The following is a 20,425-nucleotide window of genomic DNA, read 5'->3' on the forward strand; positions in this document are numbered from 1 at the left end:
ATTCCGAAAAAAGACAGCCTCGCTGTAAGTCCCCTCGCCAAAGCCTATAATCCCTGAATTCCTGGCTACACCAATACTTAACGACAAGGAATTGTTATGCGGATTCTACGCCTTATGGCGCTGCCACTATTCGCGCTCTCTCTATCGGTTAGCATAACTGGCTGCGATCAGAAAAACGATACTCTCCAGGGAAAGCAAAATAACATGACAGCGTTTATCAAAAAGATAGCCGCTAACAAAGAGTCAGAGGAAACACAACGCTATGTAGGTAATCTCAACGGTATTGAAATCAAGTTAACCTATTACTACAAAGGGGATATCGTTTTACGTCAAGCATCTGAAAATAAAATACTTTATAAAACCCTGAAAGCCAATAATAAAGAAGAAGCACAAAAAATGCTGAGTCAAGTCAGCGAAGCTTATCAGGGTATGCCGGGTTTGACTGAACGAATCGACTATTATGATAGCTATGCTACGGAATATGTGAATATTGATTTTACCCAGGCAAAAATGAGCGACCTCTGTAAATTGCCAGGATCATCAATTGACAACTGTTCCGCGCACTATCTGTCAATGATTCGCTCGCAGAAACTGTTGGAAGAGAGCGGGTATCATAGAATCAATTAGTATAATAATGCGTTTTCCCGGTCAGACAGGACGCTGCCGGGAACAATACCGCAGAATTACTTCGCCGCGTGTTCACGGGCCGCCAGACCGCGCAGAAAATAACGCATAAACTGATCGCCGCATTCGCGGAAGTTCTTATGATCCGGCGCGCGCATCATCGCGGTGATCTCTGGCATTGAGACACGAAACAACTGACCGGTAAGTATCGCCAGGATATCATCTGTTTTTAGCGAAAAGGCGATACGCAGCTTTTTCAGCACAATATTGTTGTTGATACGACGTTCCGCCGTCAATGCAGGCGCCGCCTCATCTTTGCCGCGTTTTTCATAAATGAGGCCATTGAGAAATGAGGACAACACGATATCCGGGCAACGCTGAAACCCCTCTTCCTCTTCTTTGCGCAACCAGATTGCAATCTGCTCCGGCGTAGCATCAACGTTACCCAGCGCCAGGATGCGCGCCAGATCGGTATTATTAGCTTTTAAAATGTAGCGCACGCTACGCAGAATATCGTTACTCAGCATGAGGCCTTCGGTCGTTTCTATGGCAAAACGATATTCTAACAGTCTTTTACAGGCCAATCGCCTCTTTTAAACTTTTCAGATAGCGACGGCTTACCGGCACCGTCAGGCCGTTGCGTAAAATCAGCTCTGCCTGCCCATTATCCTCCAGCCGAATTTCCTGCAAATGGGCCATATTCACCAGAAACTGACGATGACAACGCAGTAGCGGCGTCCGGCTTTCCAGCGTGCGCAGCGTCAGCTCGGTAAACCCCTCTTTACCTTCACTGCTGGTCACATAAACGCCGCTCATACGGCTACTGACAAAGGCGACATCATCCATTTGCAACAAATAGATCCGGCTGTGTCCGGTACAGGGAATGAATTTAAGCGCCTGCTGGTTTTCCGGCAACAACGAAACATCCTGTTTACTGCGCTCCTGACGCAGACGATGTAACGTTTTCTCCAGCCGTTTCTCCTCTATCGGCTTGAGCAGATAATCAAAAGCGTGTTCTTCAAAGGCTTTGATGGCGTATTCGTCAAACGCGGTTAAAAAAACGATATACGGGCGGTGTTCCGGGTCAAGCATTCCTACCATCTCCAGTCCACTGATACGCGGCATCTGAATATCCAGAAACAGCACATCAGGTCGCAGCTTATGTACCGCGCCAATCGCTTCTACCGCGTTCGCGCACTCTCCCACAATCTCAATGTCATCCTGCCCCTGGAGCAAAATCCGCAGATTTTCCCGCGCTAACGGCTCATCATCCACAATCAGCACTTTAATCATGCGTCCTCCTCCAGTGGAAGTCGTAATGTAATTCGGGTAAAACAGTCCGGCTCGCAGGCCACGCTAATACCATAATCATCGCCAAAGTGTTCGCGCAGACGTTTATCCACCAGACTCATCCCCAGCCCGCTACTGCCGGCGGAAGGCTGATACAGTCCCGCATTATCTTCAATATCTAACATCAAATGCTGCCCTTCGCGCCGGGCGCGAATAGCGACGTTGCCGGTATCAAGCAGTTGCGACGTGCCATGTTTAATGGCGTTCTCAACAATCGGCTGTAATGTAAACGCAGGCAATTTCTGACGTGAAAGCGTCGATGGAACATCAAGCTGTACCTGCAGACGCGACTGAAAACGCGCTTTTTCAATTTGCAGATAAGCGTTCACGTGTTCAATTTCATCCGCCAGCGTGACAATTTCCGACGGGCGTTTTAAATTTTTGCGAAAAAAGGTCGACAAGTACTGCACCAGTTGGCTGGCCTGTTCGCTGTCGCGGCGAATCACCGCTTTAATGGTATTGAGCGCGTTAAACAGAAAATGCGGATTCACCTGCGCGTGCAACAGCTTGATCTCTGACTGCGTCAGCAACGCCTTCTGCCGTTCATACTGCCCGGCCAGGATCTGCGCGGATAAAAGCTGCGCAATACCCTCTCCCAGGGTACGGTTAATTGAGCTGAACAGCCGGTTTTTCGCTTCGTACAATTTAATGGTGCCCATGACTCGCTGATTTTCGCCACGCAGCGGGATCACCAGCGTCGAGCCGAGTTTACACTGCGGGTGTAGCGAACAGCGATACGGCACTTCGTTGCCATCGGCATAAACCACCTCTCCGGTTTCAATCGCTTTCAGCGTATAACCTGATGAAATGGGTTTGCCCGGTAGATGGTGATCGTCGCCAATACCGGTAAAAGCCAGCAGTTTTTCGCGATCGGTGATGGCGACGGCGCCGATATCCAACTCCTGATATAACACCTGCGCCACCTTCATACTGTTCACTTCGTTAAATCCCTGACGCAGAATCCCCTCCGTTGACGCGGCGACCTTCAGCGCGGTAGCAGAAAATGCCGAAGTATATTTTTCGAACATGGCGCGCTTATCGAGCAAAATACGCATGAACAGCGCGGCGCCAACGGTATTCGTCACCATCATCGGCGCGGCAATATTACTGACCAGATGCAGGGCATCGTCAAACGGCCTGGCTATCAATAAAATAATCAGCATCTGCACCAGTTCGGCAACACACGTAATTGCTCCCGCCGTCAGCGGGCTAAACACTTTGTCCGGGCGTCCGCGACGTATGAGAACGCTGTGTACCAACCCGCCCAGCAGCCCTTCGACGATGGTGGAAATCATACAGCTCAGCGCCGTCATGCCGCCCATAGAATACCGATGTAACCCACCGGTCAGGCCGACCAGCCCGCCGACGACCGGCCCGCCGAGTAGGCCGCCCATCACCGCGCCAATCGCGCGGGTATTGGCAATCGAATCTTCGATATGCAGCCCAAAATAAGTGCCCATAATGCAGAAGATAGAAAACGTGACGTAACACAGAAGCTTGTGCGGCAGACGAACCGTGACCTGCATAAGCGGGATGAACAGGCGCGTTTTACTCATTAGCCACGCAATGACCAGAAACACGCACATCTGCTGAAGCAGCAGCAACACCAGATTAAACTCGTACATACCCGCAAACCACACTTCAATTAAAAGCGCGTAACATACATTGAGTACGATTAACTTTCTTTGAACTGTTGCATAAAAATATGAATTCGTGAATACGATCACTTAAACGCCGCGCCGCAACCCGCTACTTCGCGTTTTAATGCATAAAAAACAGGCAAAACTTCCTGGTTAGTAAAAGAGCGTCTAAAGTTAAACCGGGACCTCGCGAGCAAGGGTGAAACGATGGCGCTTTACACAATTGGTGAAGTGGCTTTGCTTTGTGATATCAATCCTGTCACGTTGCGCGCGTGGCAGAGACGTTATGGACTTTTAAAACCACAGCGAACGGATGGCGGTCATCGTCTGTTTAACGATGCCGATATCGACAGAATCCGCGAAATCAAGCGCTGGATAGATAACGGCGTCCAGGTCAGCAAAGTCAAAGTGCTGCTCAGTAGCGACAGTAGCGAACAACCTAACGGCTGGCGCGAACAGCAGGAGATCCTGCTGCACTACCTGCAAAGCAGTAATCTGCACAGTTTACGGCTATGGGTCAAAGAACGCGGTCAGGATTATCCAGCCCAGACATTGACCACTAACCTGTTCGTCCCCCTGCGGCGACGATTACAGTGCCAACAACCCGCCCTTCAGGCGCTGCTCGGCATTCTTGACGGTATCCTGATCAACTATATTGCGCTCTGCCTGGCGTCTGCGCGTAAGAAACAGGGAAAAGATGCGTTGGTGATCGGCTGGAATATCCATGATACCACCCGCCTGTGGCTGGAAGGTTGGGTCGCCAGCCAACAGGGATGGCGAATCGACGTGCTGGCGCACTCGCTTAGCCAGTTCCGCCCGGAACTGTTTGACGGCAAGACGTTACTGGTATGGTGCGGAGAAAACCAGACGCTGGCGCAGCAGCAGCAACTTTTGGCCTGGCGCGCCCAGGGATGCGACATTCATCCCCTTGGCGTTTAAACAGCAGCTAACAAATTCGCTTTAATGTATACTCCTTTTATTAACATAAGGAGTACATAATGCGCGTAGCGAAAATCGGGGTGATCGCCCTTTTCCTGCTGATGGCTATTGGCGGTATCGGCGGCGTGATGCTGGCAGGTTACAGTTTTATTTTGCGTGCCGGGTAAGCGCGCGCGTCAGCCTTTCAAACAGGCGATCGATAATGATCGCCGCCAGCGCCACCAGCAGCGCCCCCTGGATAACATAGGCCGTATTAAAGCCGCTAAGCCCGATAATGATCGGCGTGCCTAACGTACTGGCTCCCACCGTTGAAGCGATGGTCGCCGTACCAATATTGATAATCACCGAGGTTCGGATGCCCGCCAGAATCACCGGCGCGGCCAGCGGCAGCTCAACCTGATACAACTGTTGGCGACGGCTCATTCCCATACCGCTGGCAACGCTCATCACGCTGGCAGGCACCGCGCCCAGCCCGGCCAGGGTCGCCTGCAGGATGGGCAACACCCCATACAGGATCAAGGCGATAATGGCCGGTTGCTGACCAAAACCCATGACGGGTACCGCGATCGCCAGTACCGCGACCGGCGGAAAGGTCTGCCCGACGGCGGCGATAGTCTCCACCAGGGGACGAAACTCTTTCCCACTTTCTCGCGTGACCGCAATCCCTGCGCCGACGCCCACCACGACGGCAAACAAACTTGAGATGCCCACCAACCAGAAATGGGCGAGCGCGAGGGCGGCAAAACTCTCCTGTTGGTAGACCGGGCGCGGTAAATCGGGAAACAGCGCGGCGAAGAACGGCTGGCTATAAGGCAATCCAAACAGCAGAAGCAAGAACAGAACAATAAGCCAGAGAAGTGGATCACACAGTCGTTTCACGGGGGGACGTCTCCGAAAGCAGATCGCGGAAATGGAGCGTACCGCAGGGCTCGCCCTGCTGATTCGCCACCGGCAGGACGTCGCACCGGCGGGCGACAAACATCGATAGCGCATCGCGTAACGTCATCTCTTCCACCAGCGCGTCGCCGCTGAGCTGTTCATGCCGACGTACATAATCGCCTACGCTACGTAACGAAAGCAGCCTTACGCCCAGCTCGCTGCGGCCAAAAAACGCCTGCACGAAATCATTTTCCGGCGAGGTCAGCATAGAAAGCGGCGATCCCTGTTGGATAACGTGGCCCCCGTCCATCAGCACCAGATGGTCGGCGAGGCGTAGCGCCTCGTCGATGTCGTGCGTCACCAGTACGATGGTGCGTCCCAGTAGCTGATGAATGCGGGTCATCTCCTGCTGCAATGCGCCGCGCGTTACCGGATCAAGCGCGCCGAAAGGCTCGTCCATCAGCAATACCTGCGGATCGGCAGCCAGCGCCCGCGCAACGCCGACCCGCTGCTGTTGCCCGCCGGAAAGCTGATGCGGATAACGATCGCGCAGCGCGCTTTCCAGACCCAATAATGCCATCAGTTCATCAATACGATCGTTAATCCGCGCACGCGACCACTTTTGTAGTTGCGGTACGGTGGCGATATTTTGCGCCACCGTCCAGTGGGGAAAAAGACCGATAGACTGAATGGCATAGCCCATGCGACGGCGCAGTTCAAGCACCGGCAGGCTGCGGATCTCTTCCCCGGCAAAACGGATCGTTCCGCTATCATGCTCTACCAACCGGTTAATCATCTTCAGAGTGGTCGATTTTCCCGAGCCGGAGGTGCCAATTAACACCGAAAAGCTGCCTTCGCTAAAATGCAAATTGAGGTCGCTAACAGCCTGTTGATCGCCGAAGGTTTTACTGACATGGTTAAATTCAATCATCGGTTGCTCCCTTCAAAAACGCGATCCATAAATCAAACAGCGCGTCGATCACTACCGCCAGCGCAATCACCGGAATGACGCCCAACAGGACTAAATCAATGGCGCTGCTCAATAGCCCCTGAAACACCAGCGCGCCGAAACCTCCCGCGCCAATCAGCGCGGCGACGACGGCCATTCCTACTGTCTGGACCATTACTACCCGCAGGCTACGTAAAAAGACCGGCAGCGCCAGCGGCAGTTGCACATGCCTGAAGCGCTGGCCGCTACTCATTCCCATTGCTTTTGCGCTCTCCAGCACATCGCGCGGCACCTGATTGAGCCCGGCGACCACGCCGCGCACCAGCGGCAATAGCGCATAGAGCACCAGAGCTATCAGCGCAGGCGTCATGCCGGTTCCCGCGACGCCGAATGCGGCAAGCCACGGAAACTGTTTCACCAGCCCGGCCAACGGCGCAATCAGCAGGCCAAACAGCGCGACGGAAGGAATAGTCTGGATCACATTCAGCACGGTAAACACCGGCCCCTGGCGTGAGGCGGAAAAATAACACCAGACGCCCAACGGTAGTCCGATCGCCAGCGCCGGCAGCACCGTGCCCGCCAGTAACATCAAATGTTGCACCAGCGCGGCATCGAAAACATCCTGGCGATTGGTATACTCTTTCAGAAGCGAGAGGTTGTCGAACGTGCCTGAAAACAGCAGCGCCAGCGGGACAATGACAATTTGCGCGTGCAGCAACCAGCGCCACAGCGGCCCAGTGGTAATACGGCGGATCGCATCGCTACAGGCCAGCAGCATCAGACCGAGGCCCAGCCACAATCCACTTCCCAGACTGGTACGCGCCAGCGGACTGCCCTCCTGCGCCAACTGGGTCGCCGCCCTGCCGACTCCCCACAGCATGACAATAAAAAGCGTCTGCGCCATCATCAGCGTCAGTACGCTACCGCGTTTACCGGGTATAAAGCACAGCGTAAACAGCGCGCATCCCGCGCCAGTCAGCATCCAGATGGTCGCCGGCCAGATCTCCCATAACTGGCGCCCCTCGCCGCTCACCAGACGATTCGGGGCGTAATTAATGAAAGGCAGCGCGACAGCAAGCAGGGTCAGAACAACCAACAGCAACAGCACACGATTAACCGTAATTTTTTTGGCAGCGTCACTCACAGATTACTTCACCCACCCTTTTTGTCGGAGGTAATCTGCGGCGACTTTTTTCGCATCCAGCCCTTCTACGGCGATTCTGGCGTTCAACTGTTGCAGCGTTTTCTCATCAAGGCTGGCGAAAACGGGTTGCAGCCAGTCGGCTATCTGAGGATAGGCCTGTAACACCGATTCACGTACTACCGGCGCGGGGGCATAGATAGGCTGGACGCCTTTCGGGTCGCTCAGGGTTTGCAGACCCAGCGCGGCGACCGGGCCGTCGGTACCATACGCCATCGCGGCGTTAACGCCGGATGTTTGTTGCGCGGCGGCTTTGATCGTGACCGCCGTATCGCCGCCCGCCAGCGACAAGAGCTGGTTCTGATTCAAGGTAAAATCATAGGCTTTTTCAAATGCCGGCAGCGCATCCGCCCGTTCGATAAATTCCGCAGACGCCGCCAGTTTAAAAGTGCCGCCCTCTTTCAGATAACGGCTGAGATCGGCAAGCGAGGAGAGTTTATTTTTTTCCGCGATGTCCTGGCGTACCGCGATGGTCCAGGTGTTATTTGCCGGCGCAGGCATCAACCAGACCAGCTTATTCTGCTCCGCATCCAGTTTTTTGACTTTCTCAAAGCCTTGCTTTGCATTCTTCCATGCCGGATCGTTTTCATCTTTAAAAAAGAACGCCCCGTTACCGGTGTATTCCGGATAGATATCCAGCTCTCCGGCGGTAATCGCGCCACGAACGACTGGCGTGGTCCCGAGCTGAATTTTATTGACCGTTTTAACGCCGTGGCTTTCCAGTACCTGCAAAATCATGTTGCCGAGCAGCGCGCCTTCGGTATCAATCTTTGACCCGACCGTCACGGGCGATGCCGCCTGTAGAGGTAAACTCACCGTCGCCAGCAACGCCAGCGAACTTACCCATAGCTTTGAGATCGTCATGATGCTTTCCTCATCCTTTTACGGCCTTTTTCAGAGACTTGAGAAAAAAGCATAGTTGAAAAGTCTGCGTTTAACCTGGGATTTTCCGCCAGTGTAAGTGACGTGACTGGTAATAAAAGGGGGGACAGGAAAAGTCATTGCCAGACAGGGCGCAGCTATCGCGCCCTGTTGACGGCAGGCTTACAGTAGTTCGAACGATCCTTGTTTAACGCGAGCGGAATCCACGCCGATAAAGACGTTGAACTTGCCGGGTTCCGCGTCATATTTCATCTGCTGGTTCCAGAACTTCAACGCCTCGATGTCAATCGGGAAACTCACGGTTTTACGTTCGCCAGGCTTGAGGGTGATTTTTTCAAAACCTTTTAATTGCTTCACCGGGCGGCTCATTGACGCCGTGACATCCTGTAAGTACATCTGGATGACCGTTGCCCCTTCGCGTTTACCGGTGTTCGTGACCTCTACGCTGGCCGTGACTTTGCCGTCGCGTTGCATTGTCGGTGAGGAGAGCGTGACGTCAGACACCGTAAATGTGGTGTAGCTCAGACCGTAACCAAACGGATAGAGCGGGCCATTCGCTTCGTCAAAATAACGTGAGGTGTATTTGTTTGGCTTTTCAGGATTATACGGGCGTCCCGTATTGAGATGGCTGTAATAGACCGGAATTTGTCCCACCGAACGCGGGAAGGATATCGGAAGTTTGCCTGACGGGTTGTAATCGCCAAACAGCACATCGGCAATGGCGTTGCCGCCTTCCGTCCCGGCAAACCAGGTCTCCAGAATCGCATCGGCCTGTTGATCTTCTTTTACCAGCGCCAGCGGTCTGCCGTTCATTAATACCAGTACGAGCGGCTTACCGGTGGCTTTCAGAGCGGTGATTAAGTCGCGCTGACTCTGCGGAATGGTGATATTGGTACGACTGGAGGCTTCATGCGCCATCCCCTGCGACTCGCCTACCACTGCGACCACCACATCGGCCTGTTTCGCCGCCTGCACCGCCTCATCAATCATCGCCTGCGGTGAGCGCGGATCGATTTTCACCGCCTCTTCATACAGGTTTAAGAAATCGACGATGTCTTTATCGTTAGTGATATTCGCCCCTTTGGCATAGAGGATCTTCGCCCCGTCGCCGACGGCATTTTGAATACCCGCCAGCACCGTCACCGACTGATTCGCGACCCCAGCAGCAGACCAGCTCCCCATTACATCACGTTGACTGTCGGCCAGCGGCCCAACAACGGCAATGGTGCCCGATTTTTTCAGCGGCAACGTTTCCAGCCGGTTTTTCAGCAGTACCACACTTTCCCGCGCCACTTCCCGCGCCTCTTTACGATGCAGGCGGCTTTCGGCATTGGTGTCCACCGGGTCGCTCTCTTTCGGCCCCAGATGGCTATAGGGGTCGTTAAACAATCCCATGTCATATTTTACGTTGAGCACATGGCGCGTCGCGTCGTCCAGTTCCGCCATCGTCACTTTGCCCGACTTAATCAGGCCCGGCAGATATTTGCTGTAATACTCATCCGCCATGCTCATATCCACCCCTGCCTTTAGCGCCACGCGCACCGCATCTTCCGGGTCGGCCGCCGTGCCGTGTTTAATCAGTTCTTTAATAGCGCCGTGGTCGGAAACGGTAATTCCCTTAAAGCCCCACTCATCGCGCAGGACATCTTTCAATAGCCAGGAATCTGACGTCGCAGGCGTGCCGTTCAGCGAGTTCAGCGCCACCATCACCGCGCCGCTCCCCGCATCCAGCCCCGCTTTGTAAGGCGGCATATAGTCATTAAACAGACGCTGGGAACTCATATCCACGGTGTTGTATTCTTTACCGCCTTCAACGGCGCCATAGGCGGCAAAATGTTTCACGCTGGTCATCACCGAATAGCGATCCGCCGGACTTTTGCCCTGCATCGCTTTCACCATGGTTTCGCCCATGATGGAGGTTAAATATGTATCTTCGCCAAAGCCTTCGGAGGCGCGTCCCCAACGCGGATCGCGGGAGACATCCACCATCGGCGCCCAGGTCATATTCAGACCGTCGTCCGCCGCTTCATACGCCGATACGCGTCCTACGGTTCTTACCGCATCCAGATTAAAAGAAGAAGCCAGACCGAGGCTTATCGGGAAGACGGTTCGCTGGCCGTGTACCACGTCATAGGCAAAAAAGAGAGGAATTTTCAGGCGGCTCAATGCCATCACCTGATCCTGCATTTGACGGATATCCTGGCGGGTGACGGTATTGAAAATCGCCCCTACCTGCCCGTCTTTGATCATCTCGCGAATCGCTTCTTTCGGGTTATCAGGGCCGACGCTGATCAGACGTAACTGACCAATTTTTTCATCGACAGTCATTTTCTTGAGTAAATCGGTGACGAACGCGTCGCGCGCTTCGGGCGTCAGCGGGTGATTGCCAAACAGGTTTTCCGCCAATGCTGGCTGCATCGCCAGACTCACAGCAACACCTACTGAACATAACCATTTCATGTTGAGTCTCTCTTTATCTTTATCCCGACGAGGCGGTAAAAACAGAATAAAAACCGCAGTTTGCCATAAGCCTAAACGCGAGAGGAGAAGAAAGCGAAGGTTATTCTCCTAATTTTCCGCACAGTCGAATACGCAACCGCCAGCAAATGGTATCAAGGCGGCAAATGAATACTACCAACACAGAGACAATTTGAATGAGAAAGCGTATTGTCATACAAAGCGCTATGCTTAACGCTGATATTTTGTCCCACCACAAGGAGTGGAGAATGTCTTCCATAACAATGACTGATAATAAAACGTTCCTGAATGAGCTGGCCCGCCTGGTAGGCCATTCTCACCTGCTGACAGACCCCGCCAAAACCGCCCGCTATCGCAAGGGTTTCCGTTCCGGTCAGGGCGACGCGCTGGCCGTTGTTTTCCCGGGTTCGTTACTGGAACTGTGGCGTGTGCTCAACGCCTGCGTTAACGCTGACAAAATTATTCTGATGCAGGCCGCCAACACCGGTCTGACGGAAGGCTCCACGCCGAACGGCAACGACTACGATCGCGATATTGTGATTATCAGCACCCAGCGGCTGGATAAGCTGCACTTACTGGATAACGGCCAACAGGTTCTGGCCTGGCCCGGTACGACGCTCTATGCGCTGGAAAAAGCGCTTAAACCGCTGGGCCGTGAACCGCACTCGGTGATTGGTTCGTCGTGTATCGGCGCGTCGGTCATCGGCGGCATCTGTAATAACTCCGGCGGCTCGCTGGTGCAGCGCGGCCCGGCCTATACCGAGATGTCGCTCTTTGCCCGTATTGACGAGCAAGGCAAACTGCAACTGGTCAATCATCTGGGTATCGATCTTGGGCATACGCCGGAGCAGATCCTGAGCAAGCTGGATGACGAACGGATTAAAGATGAGGATGTGCGTCACGATGGTCGTCATGCGCACGATCACGACTATGTGACGCGGGTACGAGATATCAACGCCGATACGCCCGCCCGCTATAACGCCGACCCGGACCGTTTGTTTGAATCTTCCGGCTGCGCCGGAAAACTGGCGGTTTTTGCCGTTCGCCTTGATACCTTTGCAGCGGAAAAAAATCAGCAGGTTTTTTATATCGGCACCAATCAGCCCGCGGTACTGACTGAAATCCGTCGGCATATTCTGGCGAACTTCGACAATCTGCCAGTGGCGGGAGAATATATGCATCGCGATATCTACGATATTGCGGAGCAGTACGGTAAAGATACCTTTCTGATGATCGATAAACTCGGCACCGACAAGATGCCATTCTTTTTCACGCTAAAAGGCCGAACCGATGCGATGCTGGAAAAAGTAAAATTTTTCCGACCGCATTTCACCGACCGCGCGATGCAGAAATTCGGCCACCTGTTTCCCAGCCATCTGCCGCCGCGAATGAAAAACTGGCGCGATAAATATGAGCATCATCTGCTATTAAAAATGGCGGGAGACGGCGTCGCAGAAGCGCAACGCTGGCTGAATGAATTTTTTAAATCCGCTGAGGGCGGTTTCTTCACCTGTACGCCGGAAGAAGGCAGCAAAGCCTTCCTGCACCGCTTCGCCGCTGCTGGCGCGGCGATTCGTTATCAGGCCGTACACGCTGATGAAGTGGAAGATATCCTGGCGCTGGATATCGCTCTGCGCCGCAACGATACCGACTGGTTCGAGCATCTGCCGCCGGAAATCGACAGCCAACTGGTACATAAACTCTATTACGGCCACTTTATGTGCCACGTTTTTCATCAGGACTATATCGTGAAGAAAGGCGTCGACGTTCATGCGCTGAAAGCGCAAATGCTGGAGCTGTTGCAGGCGCGCGGGGCACAATACCCGGCGGAGCACAACGTTGGACATCTGTATAAAGCGCCGGAAACGCTGACGCGTTTTTATCGGCAAAATGACCCAACCAACAGTATGAACCCCGGTATCGGCAAAACGAGTAAGCGGAAGTTCTGGCAGGAAAATACGCCCGACGAGACGCATTAACACCGTGCGGTTTACCGTGAAGCCCGGCGGCGCGATGCCTGCCGGGCCTGCGGCGACTTAATCGTTCTGTGCGGTTTGCGCCCCGGCACTGGCGCTGGCTGCCGCCATTTGCGCGGCTTTTTGCTTTTTATAGCTCAGCGCGGCAGCCGGAACGGGCATGACTTTACCGGTTTCAATCCATGTACGCAGGCGACTGGCGTCCGCAAAGTGGGTATATTTGCCGAACGCATCCATGACCACCAGCGCGACCGGTTTGTTATTGATCACGGTACGCATCACCAGGCAATGCCCCGCCGCATTGGTAAAGCCGGTTTTCGTTAACTGGATATTCCAGTTATCACGGTAGACCAAATGGTTGGTATTGCGAAACGGCAGCGTATACGCCGGATGCGAGAATGTCGCCATGTCTTCGCGCGTGGTGCTTAGCTGGCCAATCAGCGGGTATTGCTTCGTGGCAATCAGCAGTTTTGTTAAATCCCGCGCGGTCGAGACGTTATGAATCGACAGCCCCGTCGGCTCAACGAAGCGGGTATGCGTCATGCCCAGCGCTTTCGCCTTCGCATTCATCGCTTTAATAAACGCGTTATAACCGCCGGGATAATAGTGCGCCAGGCTTGCCGCCGCGCGGTTTTCGGATGACATCAACGCCAGCAGCAACATATTTTTGCGGCTAATTTCGCTGTTCAGGCGCACGCGGGAGTAAACCCCTTTCATTTCCGGCGTCTGGCTGATATCGACCTTCAGTATTTCATCCAGCGGCAATCGCGCGTCGAGCACGACCATTGCCGTCATTAATTTGGTTATCGAGGCAATCGGACGCACCAGATCCGGGTGGTTCGAATAGATCACTTTATTGGTGTTGAGATCAACAATCATTGCGCTACCGGAGGCAATCTCAGGTTGAGACGCCGCGGTTGTCGCTGCCGTTTTCGCCACGGCCTGCGGGGCAAAAGGTACGGCCAACATCAGAGCAAGGCTCAGGAATGAAGCTCGGAATTTCAGCATGATGAGATTTCTGATAATGATTCACGCGCGTCGTAACGCACACCGCCTGAGCTAAGATTATACTCAAGCTAGCAGTGGCATCATAGCGGCACGCCAGCGTTGCCGCTACAGAAGAATCGTCAGCAAATGCTGCATTGCTGGCTTTTGCGCCAGCCCTTTTTCGCATCAGAACAGGCGGTAGCCGTATCCCCACAGGATCACGGTGATCGCCAGTAGCACCTCCAGGACCAGCACGCCGATAGCGAGCGTCGAACTGGAGAAGCTTAATCCTTCCTCTCTATTAATGTTAAGGAAAGTCGGAATACCCAAATACAGCAAATAGCCGGTGTAAAAGAGCGCGACAGCGCCGACCAAAGCGCATAGCCATACCAGGGGATAGAGCGCCACCAGACCACTTAAAAACAGCGGCGTCGCGACATAGCCGGCAAAAACCATACAGCGCGCAAGCGATGGCCGTTGCGGATAGTTTCGCGCCATCCACCAGATGACGCGTCCCATCACCGCGACGCCCGCCAGCATCACGCCGTAGAACAAGACCGCCAGCGCAAAAGCGGTAAACAGCGAGAGTTGTAACACGTTGCCGTCGCCAAAATTCCAGCCGATTTGCGTCGTGCCGATAAAGGCGCAGACGACGGGAATCGCCGCCATCAGCAAAACATGGTGCGTATAGTGATGCGAAACGGTTTCGTTTTCGCTTTTGATCACCTGCATTTCCCGATCTGGATGGGAAAAAAGCCCCCATACATGGTTCATACTGCCCCCTTCTGCTGCCTCAGATGCCAGTATGTTCAAGTATAATTCAGTTTCTGGTTATTTTATGAACAACAGCGAAATAGTCTCCGGCAAAACGTCGGCTTTGCCACGCACGCCTCTTGCCAGGGTGTATGCTTAATGCCGGAGGTGGTTTACGCATGGATATCAACACGCTTATTACGCATTATGGCTATGCGGCGCTGGTTATCGGCAGTATGGCCGAAGGTGAAACCGTTACCCTGTTGGGGGGCGTCGCGGCGCATCAGGGATTGCTCAAGTTTCCGCTGGTGGCGGCGGCCGTCGCGCTGGGAGGGATGATGGGCGATCAGCTACTTTACCTGTTAGGACGATGCTATGGCGGGAAGATCCTGCGTCGTTTCCCGCGTTATCATACGAAGATTCGTCGCGCGCAGAAAATGATCCAACGCCATCCGTATCTGTTTGTGATCGGCACGCGTTTTATGTACGGCTTCCGGGTGGTTGGCCCGTTGCTGATTGGCGCCAGCCGCCTGCCGCCTAAAATTTTTCTGCCGCTGAATATTGTAGGCGCGCTGATCTGGGCGCTGCTGTTTACCACGCTGGGATATCTTGGCGGCGAGGTGATCGCGCCATGGCTGCACGACCTCGATCAGCATCTCAGGCATGGGGTCTGGCTGATTCTGGCCATCGTCCTGGTGGTGGGCGTGCGCTGGTGGCTGAAAAGACGCGGCAAAGCGGAGGCCCGTTAAACCCGATGGTATCCGGATGGCATAACGCCGCCATCCGGCACCCGGCGTTTATTTTGCGTTGAATTGCGGATTTGCCAGCATAAACCCGCCGTCGACAATCAGCGACTGACCGGTGGTATAGCTTGCTCCTTCCGAACACAGCCAGGCGACGAGGCTGGCTATTTCATGCGTAGAACCCGGTCGGGCGATAGGGATCGAGGGTTCTGATCCCGGCTCAATGTCGCTGTCATCCATATCATTCATCGGCGTGGCGATAGCGCCTGGCGCGACGGCGTTGACCAAAATATGATGCTCAATCAGTTCCAGCGCCATGGATTTAGTCAATCCGCCCAGCGCATGTTTCGCCGCGGTATAGGCGCTGGCTTGCGGAAGCGGCGTATGCTCATGGACGGAGGTGATGTTGATAATGCGCCCTCCCTCTCCTTGTTTAATCATATGCCGGGCGGCGATCTGCGCGCAGAGAAACGCGCCGTCGACATCCACAGTAAAAATTTGCCGCCACTGCGTAAACGGCATATCAATAAACGCGGATTTGGTCATCGCCCCGGCATTATTGACCAGCACGTCAACGCGCCCCAGGCGCTGGATAAGATGTTCAATGGCCTGCGCGCCCTCGGGTAACTGGCTCAGGTCAAGATGAATGGTCTCTACCCGCACACCAAATTGCGCCGCTTTTTTCGCCGTCTCCTGCGCGCCGCGTTCATCGGAATGCCAGGTGATACCAATATCAAAACCGTTTTGTGCTAATAACAACGCACACGCTTTGCCAATTCCCGAATCTGATGCCGTTACAATTGCAACTTTGGTCATATTCCTCTCCGGATGATTCATACACAGCCTAAGTATAGGAACCCTGTCTGAATCATCCGGAAAAATCAGGAATGATAACCGCCGCCCAGCGCGCTGGTAAGCTGAATGGAGGCATCCAGCCACTGGCCCTGCAACAGCAAGCCGTTACACTGCTCGCGCAGTGCCGGGATTTTGGCCTCGCTCACGCGGGAACCCGCAATAATGCCGGCATTAAAGCGCGCTTGCGCCAGACCGACCACACGCTGCGCGTCATGCTCAATCTGCTGCTGATGCTGATTTTTCTGCGCCAGCGTCTCTACCTGACTGGCGGCGCGCGCCACATCATTAACCGCATCTACCACCGCTTTGTTGTAGTTGGCGATAGAAAGGTTGCTTTGCGCTTTGGCGATATCGAGGTTGGCATTCAGCCTGCCGCTGTCGAAAATCGGCAGCGTCAGCCCGCCGGTAATGCCATATTGCTGTGCGGAATGGCGGAACAGATCGCTCAGATGTAACGCATCCTGCTGTAAAAAAGCCATCAGATTGATATCGGGATAAAACGCAGCCTTCGCGGCGTCAATGCTGCTCAACGAGGATTCAATGTACCAGTGCGCGGCCTGTAGATCCGCCCGGCGCGCCAGCAACGAATAGCCCAGTTGCGACGGTAACTGGCTTTCAACGGCGGGGAGACTCACCTGACGCAGCTTGAGCGCCGCCGATTGCGTATTGGTTAACGCGCTGAGCCGCGCTTCAATCACCTTCATTTTACCGTTAACGTCATTCAGCTGCTGCTGGGTTTTGCTGGCGTCGATATCGGTCTCGACCCCTTCAACAGAAGAAGTAATGCCGTGTTGATACAGCTCCCGGTTTACCGTCACCACGTTTTGCTGCTCATGCTCGATTTGCATCAGCACATTTTTCAGCGCCGCCTGCGTCTGCCACTCCCAGTAGAGTCGCGCCACGCCGCTTGCCAGCAATTGTCGGGTCTGCTCCTGCTCCGCTTCGCGCGCTTTGACCGCCCCGATCCGCGCGGTAACTTCAGCGCGGTTTTTCCCCCATAAATCCAGATCCCAGCCCGCCGTCAGGCCGAATGTACCGTTGGTATACCACGGCCCGGTCGTTCCCGCCGCGGGGTCGGTAATCGCGAATGGCCCCATCAGCCCTTCCGCGGACATTCGCTGGCGCTCAATGTCGGCAGAAAAGTCGAGCTGCGGGCCGTCCTGCGCCTCAACCGCTTTCGCCTGCGCTTCCGCCAGTTGAATACGCTGTTCAGCCACCTGCATATCCGGCGAATGCTGTATGGCATTATCAATCAGCGCGTCAAGCTGCGCATCGTGATACGCCTTCCACCACTGGCTATCCGGCCAACCGTTTTTCAATGCCGCCGGCAGGCTGGAATCAACATGAGAAGAGGGCGTCTGCTGGGTCAGCGACTGGCGGGTATCGTGCATAGGGGCGCAGCCCGCCAGCAAAATAAAAAGCGGTAAGCTCGCTGTCGCGGCAAGGAAAGAATTACGATTCATGGAGGTGTTCTGATAAAAAAAGGTGCGCAGAGAGTACGTCTTACGACGATCTATTTTTTAGTTACGCGTGGCAATACATCATCAGACAACAAAAGACATATTTTGAAATTTATATGATTAGCAAATAATTTCATCTGATACATTTTTTGATGTAATGATTCAATGTAAAGTCCCATTAACCCGTTAATAAATGAACGATTTTGCTGCAATACGCGCCAGCAGCCTTCATGAGTTAAACGTCGCCGTGCCCAACAAAGCAGCAGATGGCTTAATACTTTCCTATACTTTGTTTGTATTTACCAATAAAGGGACAAACAATGAAAATTCTTCTATGGGCAATCTTAATTATTTTTCTGATTGGGCTGTTGGTGGTAACGGGCGTGTTTAAGATGATTTTCTGATTCCTGCGCCGGGCAGCGATAGTATCTGTCCGGCACACGTTCTGGACGCTGTAGAGATTAGATTTTAATAGCCTGAATCGCCCGCGCAATCTCGGACGAACGGTTTAACGCCCGAATCGACTGAAAGAGTTCCGTCGCCTCAATATATTCCTTACGTAAATATCCCAACCACTGTTTAATACGCGCGACATGGTATAAACCGGTATCGCCCTGCTTTTCCAGTCGGGTATATTTTTGTAATAACGTTACCACTTCCGGCCACGGCATACGCGGTTCGTTATACTTCACCACCCGGCTCAGGTTAGGAATATTTAACGCCCCACGGCCAATCATCACCGCATCGCAGCCGCTGGCCGCCATACATGCCTGCGCGCTCTGCCAGTCCCAGATTTCGCCATTCGCGATAACCGGAATAGTCAGACGCTGGCGTATTTCGCCGATCGCCTGCCAGTCGATATGCTCGGCGCGGTAGCCCTGCGCTTTGGTACGGCCATGCACCACCAGTTCACTGGCGCCGGCATGCTGCACCGCATCGGCGATTTCAAATTTTCTATCGCCGCTATCCCAGCCGAGACGCACTTTTACCGTCACCGGCAGATGCGACGGTACCGCGGCCCGCATCGCTTTCGCGCCCTGATAGATGAGTTCGGGATCTTTGAGCAATGTCGCGCCGCCGCCGCTGCCGTTCACCACTTTTGACGGACAGCCGCAGTTCAGGTCCACGCCATACGATCCCAACGCCGTCGCCCGCGCGGCGTTTTCCGCCAGCCACTGCGGGTGCTGGCCCAGAAGCTGAATACGCACCGGCGTGCCGGACGGCGTGCGGCTGGCGTGATGCAACTCCGGGCAGATGCGATGAAACACTTTTACCGGCAGCAGCTGATCCACCACGCGCACAAATTCGGTGATGCAGAGATCGTAATCATTCACTTCGGTCAGCAGCTCGCGCACTAACGCGTCGAGCACGCCTTCCATCGGCGCCAGTAAAACACGCATATCGGTATCCACAGCAAAAAAAGAGGCGCTATCATAACGCCTCTCTGCGATGAGCAAAACTTTTTGCCGGGTGGCGGCGCAAACGCCACGCTACGTCACGTAAAGCGCTCAACGCGGCTCAAGACAGTTATCTTCTTTCCAGCCGTACAGCCATTCGATACCGCGATAAAACGCCTCCTGCGATTTTCCTTTCCACAACAGATTACGTACCTGACGCTCCACCCCGGCGGCGTGATAGAGACGCCCCATCTCGCGGGTAGACCAGACGATACGCGCCGTGCGGGGAATACGCACCGACTCATACAGCGCAAATGCCTGCTGCGCGTCGCCGTCGCAGCGTTCCAGCGCTTTGCCCAGCGTGACGGCGTCTTCCAGCGCCATACAGGCCCCCTGGGCCATATATTGCGCCACCGGATGCGCGGCGTCGCCCACCAGAGTGATACGCTCGGTTCCCCATTTCGCGACCGGCTCGCGATCGGCGGTCGACCAGCGGCGCCAGGAGGTCGGCTTATCCAACATCTGACGCGGGCGGGGATGAATACCGGCAAAATAAGAGAGCACCTCTTCTTTACTGCCGTCTTTCACGCCCCACTCTTCTTGCTGGCGGCTGTGGAATGTCACCACCAGATTGTACTGTTGGCCTCCACGGAGCGGATAATGGACCAGGTGACAATGCGGGCCTGCCCACAGCACCGGTGCGTTAATACGTAAATCGTCCGGCATATCGTCGCAATCAATCACCGCCCGATAAACTACATGCCCCGTTACGCGCGGCGCATCGCCGAGTAAACTTTGCCGCACGACCGATTTAACGCCGTCGCAGCCCACGAGAATATCCGCCGTCCAGCTATTTCCCTGCTCATCAAACACCGTAACGTCATCCGGCGTCTGGCGGATATCGACAATATGGGTCGAGGTACGATACTCCACGCCAGGGTGCGTCAGCGCCGCTTCCCATACCGTTGCATGAATATCTACCCGGTGAATTACCGCATACGGCCCGCCAAAATGGTCGCGGAACGCCTGTCCGGTTTCAATGCATACCACTTCTTCGGCATTCACGGCATCCATCATGGTAATGTGATCGGTAAACACCGCACGCTGGCGGGCAACATCGCCCACCCCGAGACTATCCAGCGCCGAAAAAGCGTTCGGCCCAAGCTGAATACCCGCGCCAATCTCGCCAATTTCGTGCGCTTTTTCCAGCAGCATGACTTTTATTCCCTGGCGCGCCAGCGACAGCGCGGTCGCCGCGCCGCCGATTCCGCCACCTACAATAATTGCGCTTGTCACGTGAGTCATGGTCATT

The 20,425-nt window shown here is 54.4% G+C and carries 20 protein-coding genes; 6 read left to right on the forward strand and 14 right to left on the reverse strand.

Annotation, left to right across the window (positions count from 1 at the left end; genetic code table 11):
• The first annotated feature begins 96 nt into the window (after positions 1–96).
• Positions 97–627, forward strand: coding sequence for a YehR family lipoprotein (locus tag ACLJRE_RS09465; RefSeq protein WP_023137005.1), 531 nt, complete (start codon positions 97–99; stop codon positions 625–627).
• A gap of 56 nt (positions 628–683) precedes the next feature.
• Here ACLJRE_RS09465 and ACLJRE_RS09470 read toward each other — a convergent pair whose 3' ends face one another.
• From ACLJRE_RS09470 to ACLJRE_RS09480, 3 genes are read right to left on the reverse strand one after another with little or no spacing between them, the layout of a single operon-like run.
• Positions 684–1,151, reverse strand: coding sequence for a DUF1456 family protein (locus ACLJRE_RS09470; protein ID WP_000950413.1), 468 nt, complete (start codon positions 1,149–1,151; stop codon positions 684–686).
• A gap of 46 nt (positions 1,152–1,197) precedes the next feature.
• On the reverse strand, positions 1,198–1,917 hold the full coding sequence (btsR, locus tag ACLJRE_RS09475) for a two-component system response regulator BtsR (protein WP_000598637.1): 720 nt from the start codon (positions 1,915–1,917) through the stop codon (positions 1,198–1,200).
• Entirely contained in the window at positions 1,914–3,599 is a 1,686-nt protein-coding gene (locus ACLJRE_RS09480) for a sensor histidine kinase (protein WP_000272850.1), read from the reverse strand. Before ACLJRE_RS09480 ends, btsR begins: the two co-directional genes overlap by 4 nt.
• 222 nt (positions 3,600–3,821) lie before the next feature.
• Between ACLJRE_RS09480 and mlrA the strand changes: the two genes are divergently transcribed.
• Together mlrA and ACLJRE_RS09490 are read left to right on the forward strand one after the other, a co-directional pair.
• Entirely contained in the window at positions 3,822–4,553 is a 732-nt protein-coding gene (mlrA, locus tag ACLJRE_RS09485) for an HTH-type transcriptional regulator MlrA (protein WP_001240416.1), read from the forward strand.
• Between the two features lie 59 nt (positions 4,554–4,612).
• Positions 4,613–4,720, forward strand: coding sequence for a protein YohO (locus tag ACLJRE_RS09490; RefSeq protein WP_001261696.1), 108 nt, complete (start codon positions 4,613–4,615; stop codon positions 4,718–4,720).
• Here ACLJRE_RS09490 and ACLJRE_RS09495 read toward each other — a convergent pair.
• The 5 genes from ACLJRE_RS09495 to bglX form a co-directional block, all read right to left on the reverse strand.
• Positions 4,701–5,432 carry an ABC transporter permease gene (locus ACLJRE_RS09495; RefSeq protein ID WP_000824854.1) on the reverse strand — a complete coding sequence of 244 codons (732 nt, stop codon included), beginning with the start codon at positions 5,430–5,432 and terminating at the stop codon, positions 4,701–4,703. The genes ACLJRE_RS09490 and ACLJRE_RS09495 overlap by 20 nt on opposite strands.
• Positions 5,416–6,363, reverse strand: a complete 948-nt coding sequence (locus ACLJRE_RS09500; RefSeq protein ID WP_000569166.1) for an ABC transporter ATP-binding protein — start codon at positions 6,361–6,363, stop codon at positions 5,416–5,418. Before ACLJRE_RS09500 ends, ACLJRE_RS09495 begins: the two co-directional genes overlap by 17 nt.
• Positions 6,356–7,525, reverse strand: a complete 1,170-nt coding sequence (locus tag ACLJRE_RS09505; RefSeq protein ID WP_023137004.1) for an ABC transporter permease — start codon at positions 7,523–7,525, stop codon at positions 6,356–6,358. Before ACLJRE_RS09505 ends, ACLJRE_RS09500 begins: the two co-directional genes overlap by 8 nt.
• Positions 7,526–7,528: 3 nt before the next feature.
• Positions 7,529–8,446: an ABC transporter substrate-binding protein gene (locus ACLJRE_RS09510; protein ID WP_000155868.1), complete on the reverse strand. Its 918-nt coding sequence runs from the start codon at positions 8,444–8,446 to the stop codon at positions 7,529–7,531.
• 180 nt (positions 8,447–8,626) lie between these two features.
• The gene (gene bglX / locus ACLJRE_RS09515) at positions 8,627–10,924 is read right to left on the reverse strand and encodes a beta-glucosidase BglX (protein WP_000871554.1); all 2,298 of its coding nucleotides are present in this window, start codon (positions 10,922–10,924) and stop codon (positions 8,627–8,629) included.
• 266 nt (positions 10,925–11,190) lie between these two features.
• Here bglX and dld point away from each other — a divergent pair, with 266 nt between their 5' ends.
• A complete protein-coding gene (gene dld / locus ACLJRE_RS09520; RefSeq protein ID WP_000095234.1) occupies positions 11,191–12,921 on the forward strand; it encodes a D-lactate dehydrogenase in 1,731 nt (576 codons plus the stop codon).
• A 57-nt stretch (positions 12,922–12,978) separates the two neighbouring features.
• On the opposite strand, the gene pbpG is transcribed toward dld, so the two are convergent.
• Positions 12,979–13,926: a D-alanyl-D-alanine endopeptidase gene (gene pbpG, locus ACLJRE_RS09525; protein ID WP_000911555.1), complete on the reverse strand. Its 948-nt coding sequence runs from the start codon at positions 13,924–13,926 to the stop codon at positions 12,979–12,981.
• Positions 13,927–14,091: 165 nt separating this feature from the next.
• Positions 14,092–14,679 carry a Yip1 family protein gene (locus tag ACLJRE_RS09530; protein WP_001017057.1) on the reverse strand — a complete coding sequence of 196 codons (588 nt, stop codon included), beginning with the start codon at positions 14,677–14,679 and terminating at the stop codon, positions 14,092–14,094.
• A gap of 158 nt (positions 14,680–14,837) precedes the next feature.
• Between ACLJRE_RS09530 and ACLJRE_RS09535 the strand changes: the two genes are divergently transcribed.
• The gene (locus tag ACLJRE_RS09535; RefSeq protein WP_001523476.1) at positions 14,838–15,407 is read left to right on the forward strand and encodes a DedA family protein; all 570 of its coding nucleotides are present in this window, start codon (positions 14,838–14,840) and stop codon (positions 15,405–15,407) included.
• Positions 15,408–15,455: 48 nt separating this feature from the next.
• Here the strand turns inward: ACLJRE_RS09535 and ACLJRE_RS09540 are convergent, their stop codons facing one another.
• Together ACLJRE_RS09540 and mdtQ are read right to left on the reverse strand one after the other, a co-directional pair.
• Positions 15,456–16,217 carry an SDR family oxidoreductase gene (locus ACLJRE_RS09540; protein WP_000169617.1) on the reverse strand — a complete coding sequence of 254 codons (762 nt, stop codon included), beginning with the start codon at positions 16,215–16,217 and terminating at the stop codon, positions 15,456–15,458.
• Between the two features lie 65 nt (positions 16,218–16,282).
• Complete coding sequence (mdtQ, locus tag ACLJRE_RS09545) at positions 16,283–17,719, reverse strand: multidrug resistance outer membrane protein MdtQ (RefSeq protein WP_001081457.1); 1,437 nt, start codon at positions 17,717–17,719, stop codon at positions 16,283–16,285.
• Positions 17,720–18,036: 317 nt separating this feature from the next.
• Between mdtQ and yohP the strand changes: the two genes are divergently transcribed.
• Positions 18,037–18,120, forward strand: coding sequence for a small membrane protein YohP (yohP, locus tag ACLJRE_RS09550; RefSeq protein WP_000698460.1), 84 nt, complete (start codon positions 18,037–18,039; stop codon positions 18,118–18,120).
• A gap of 57 nt (positions 18,121–18,177) precedes the next feature.
• On the opposite strand, the gene dusC is transcribed toward yohP, so the two are convergent.
• Both dusC and ACLJRE_RS09560 read right to left on the reverse strand, forming a co-directional pair.
• Complete coding sequence (dusC, locus tag ACLJRE_RS09555; RefSeq protein WP_023212310.1) at positions 18,178–19,116, reverse strand: tRNA dihydrouridine(16) synthase DusC; 939 nt, start codon at positions 19,114–19,116, stop codon at positions 18,178–18,180.
• Between the two features lie 108 nt (positions 19,117–19,224).
• Positions 19,225–20,418, reverse strand: a complete 1,194-nt coding sequence (locus tag ACLJRE_RS09560) for a 3-hydroxybenzoate 6-monooxygenase (protein ID WP_000150099.1) — start codon at positions 20,416–20,418, stop codon at positions 19,225–19,227.
• Between the last annotated feature and the right edge of the window lie 7 nt (positions 20,419–20,425).

The organism is Salmonella sp. SAL04157 (genome assembly GCF_046551635.1).
Taxonomy (GTDB): domain Bacteria; phylum Pseudomonadota; class Gammaproteobacteria; order Enterobacterales; family Enterobacteriaceae; genus Salmonella; species Salmonella enterica.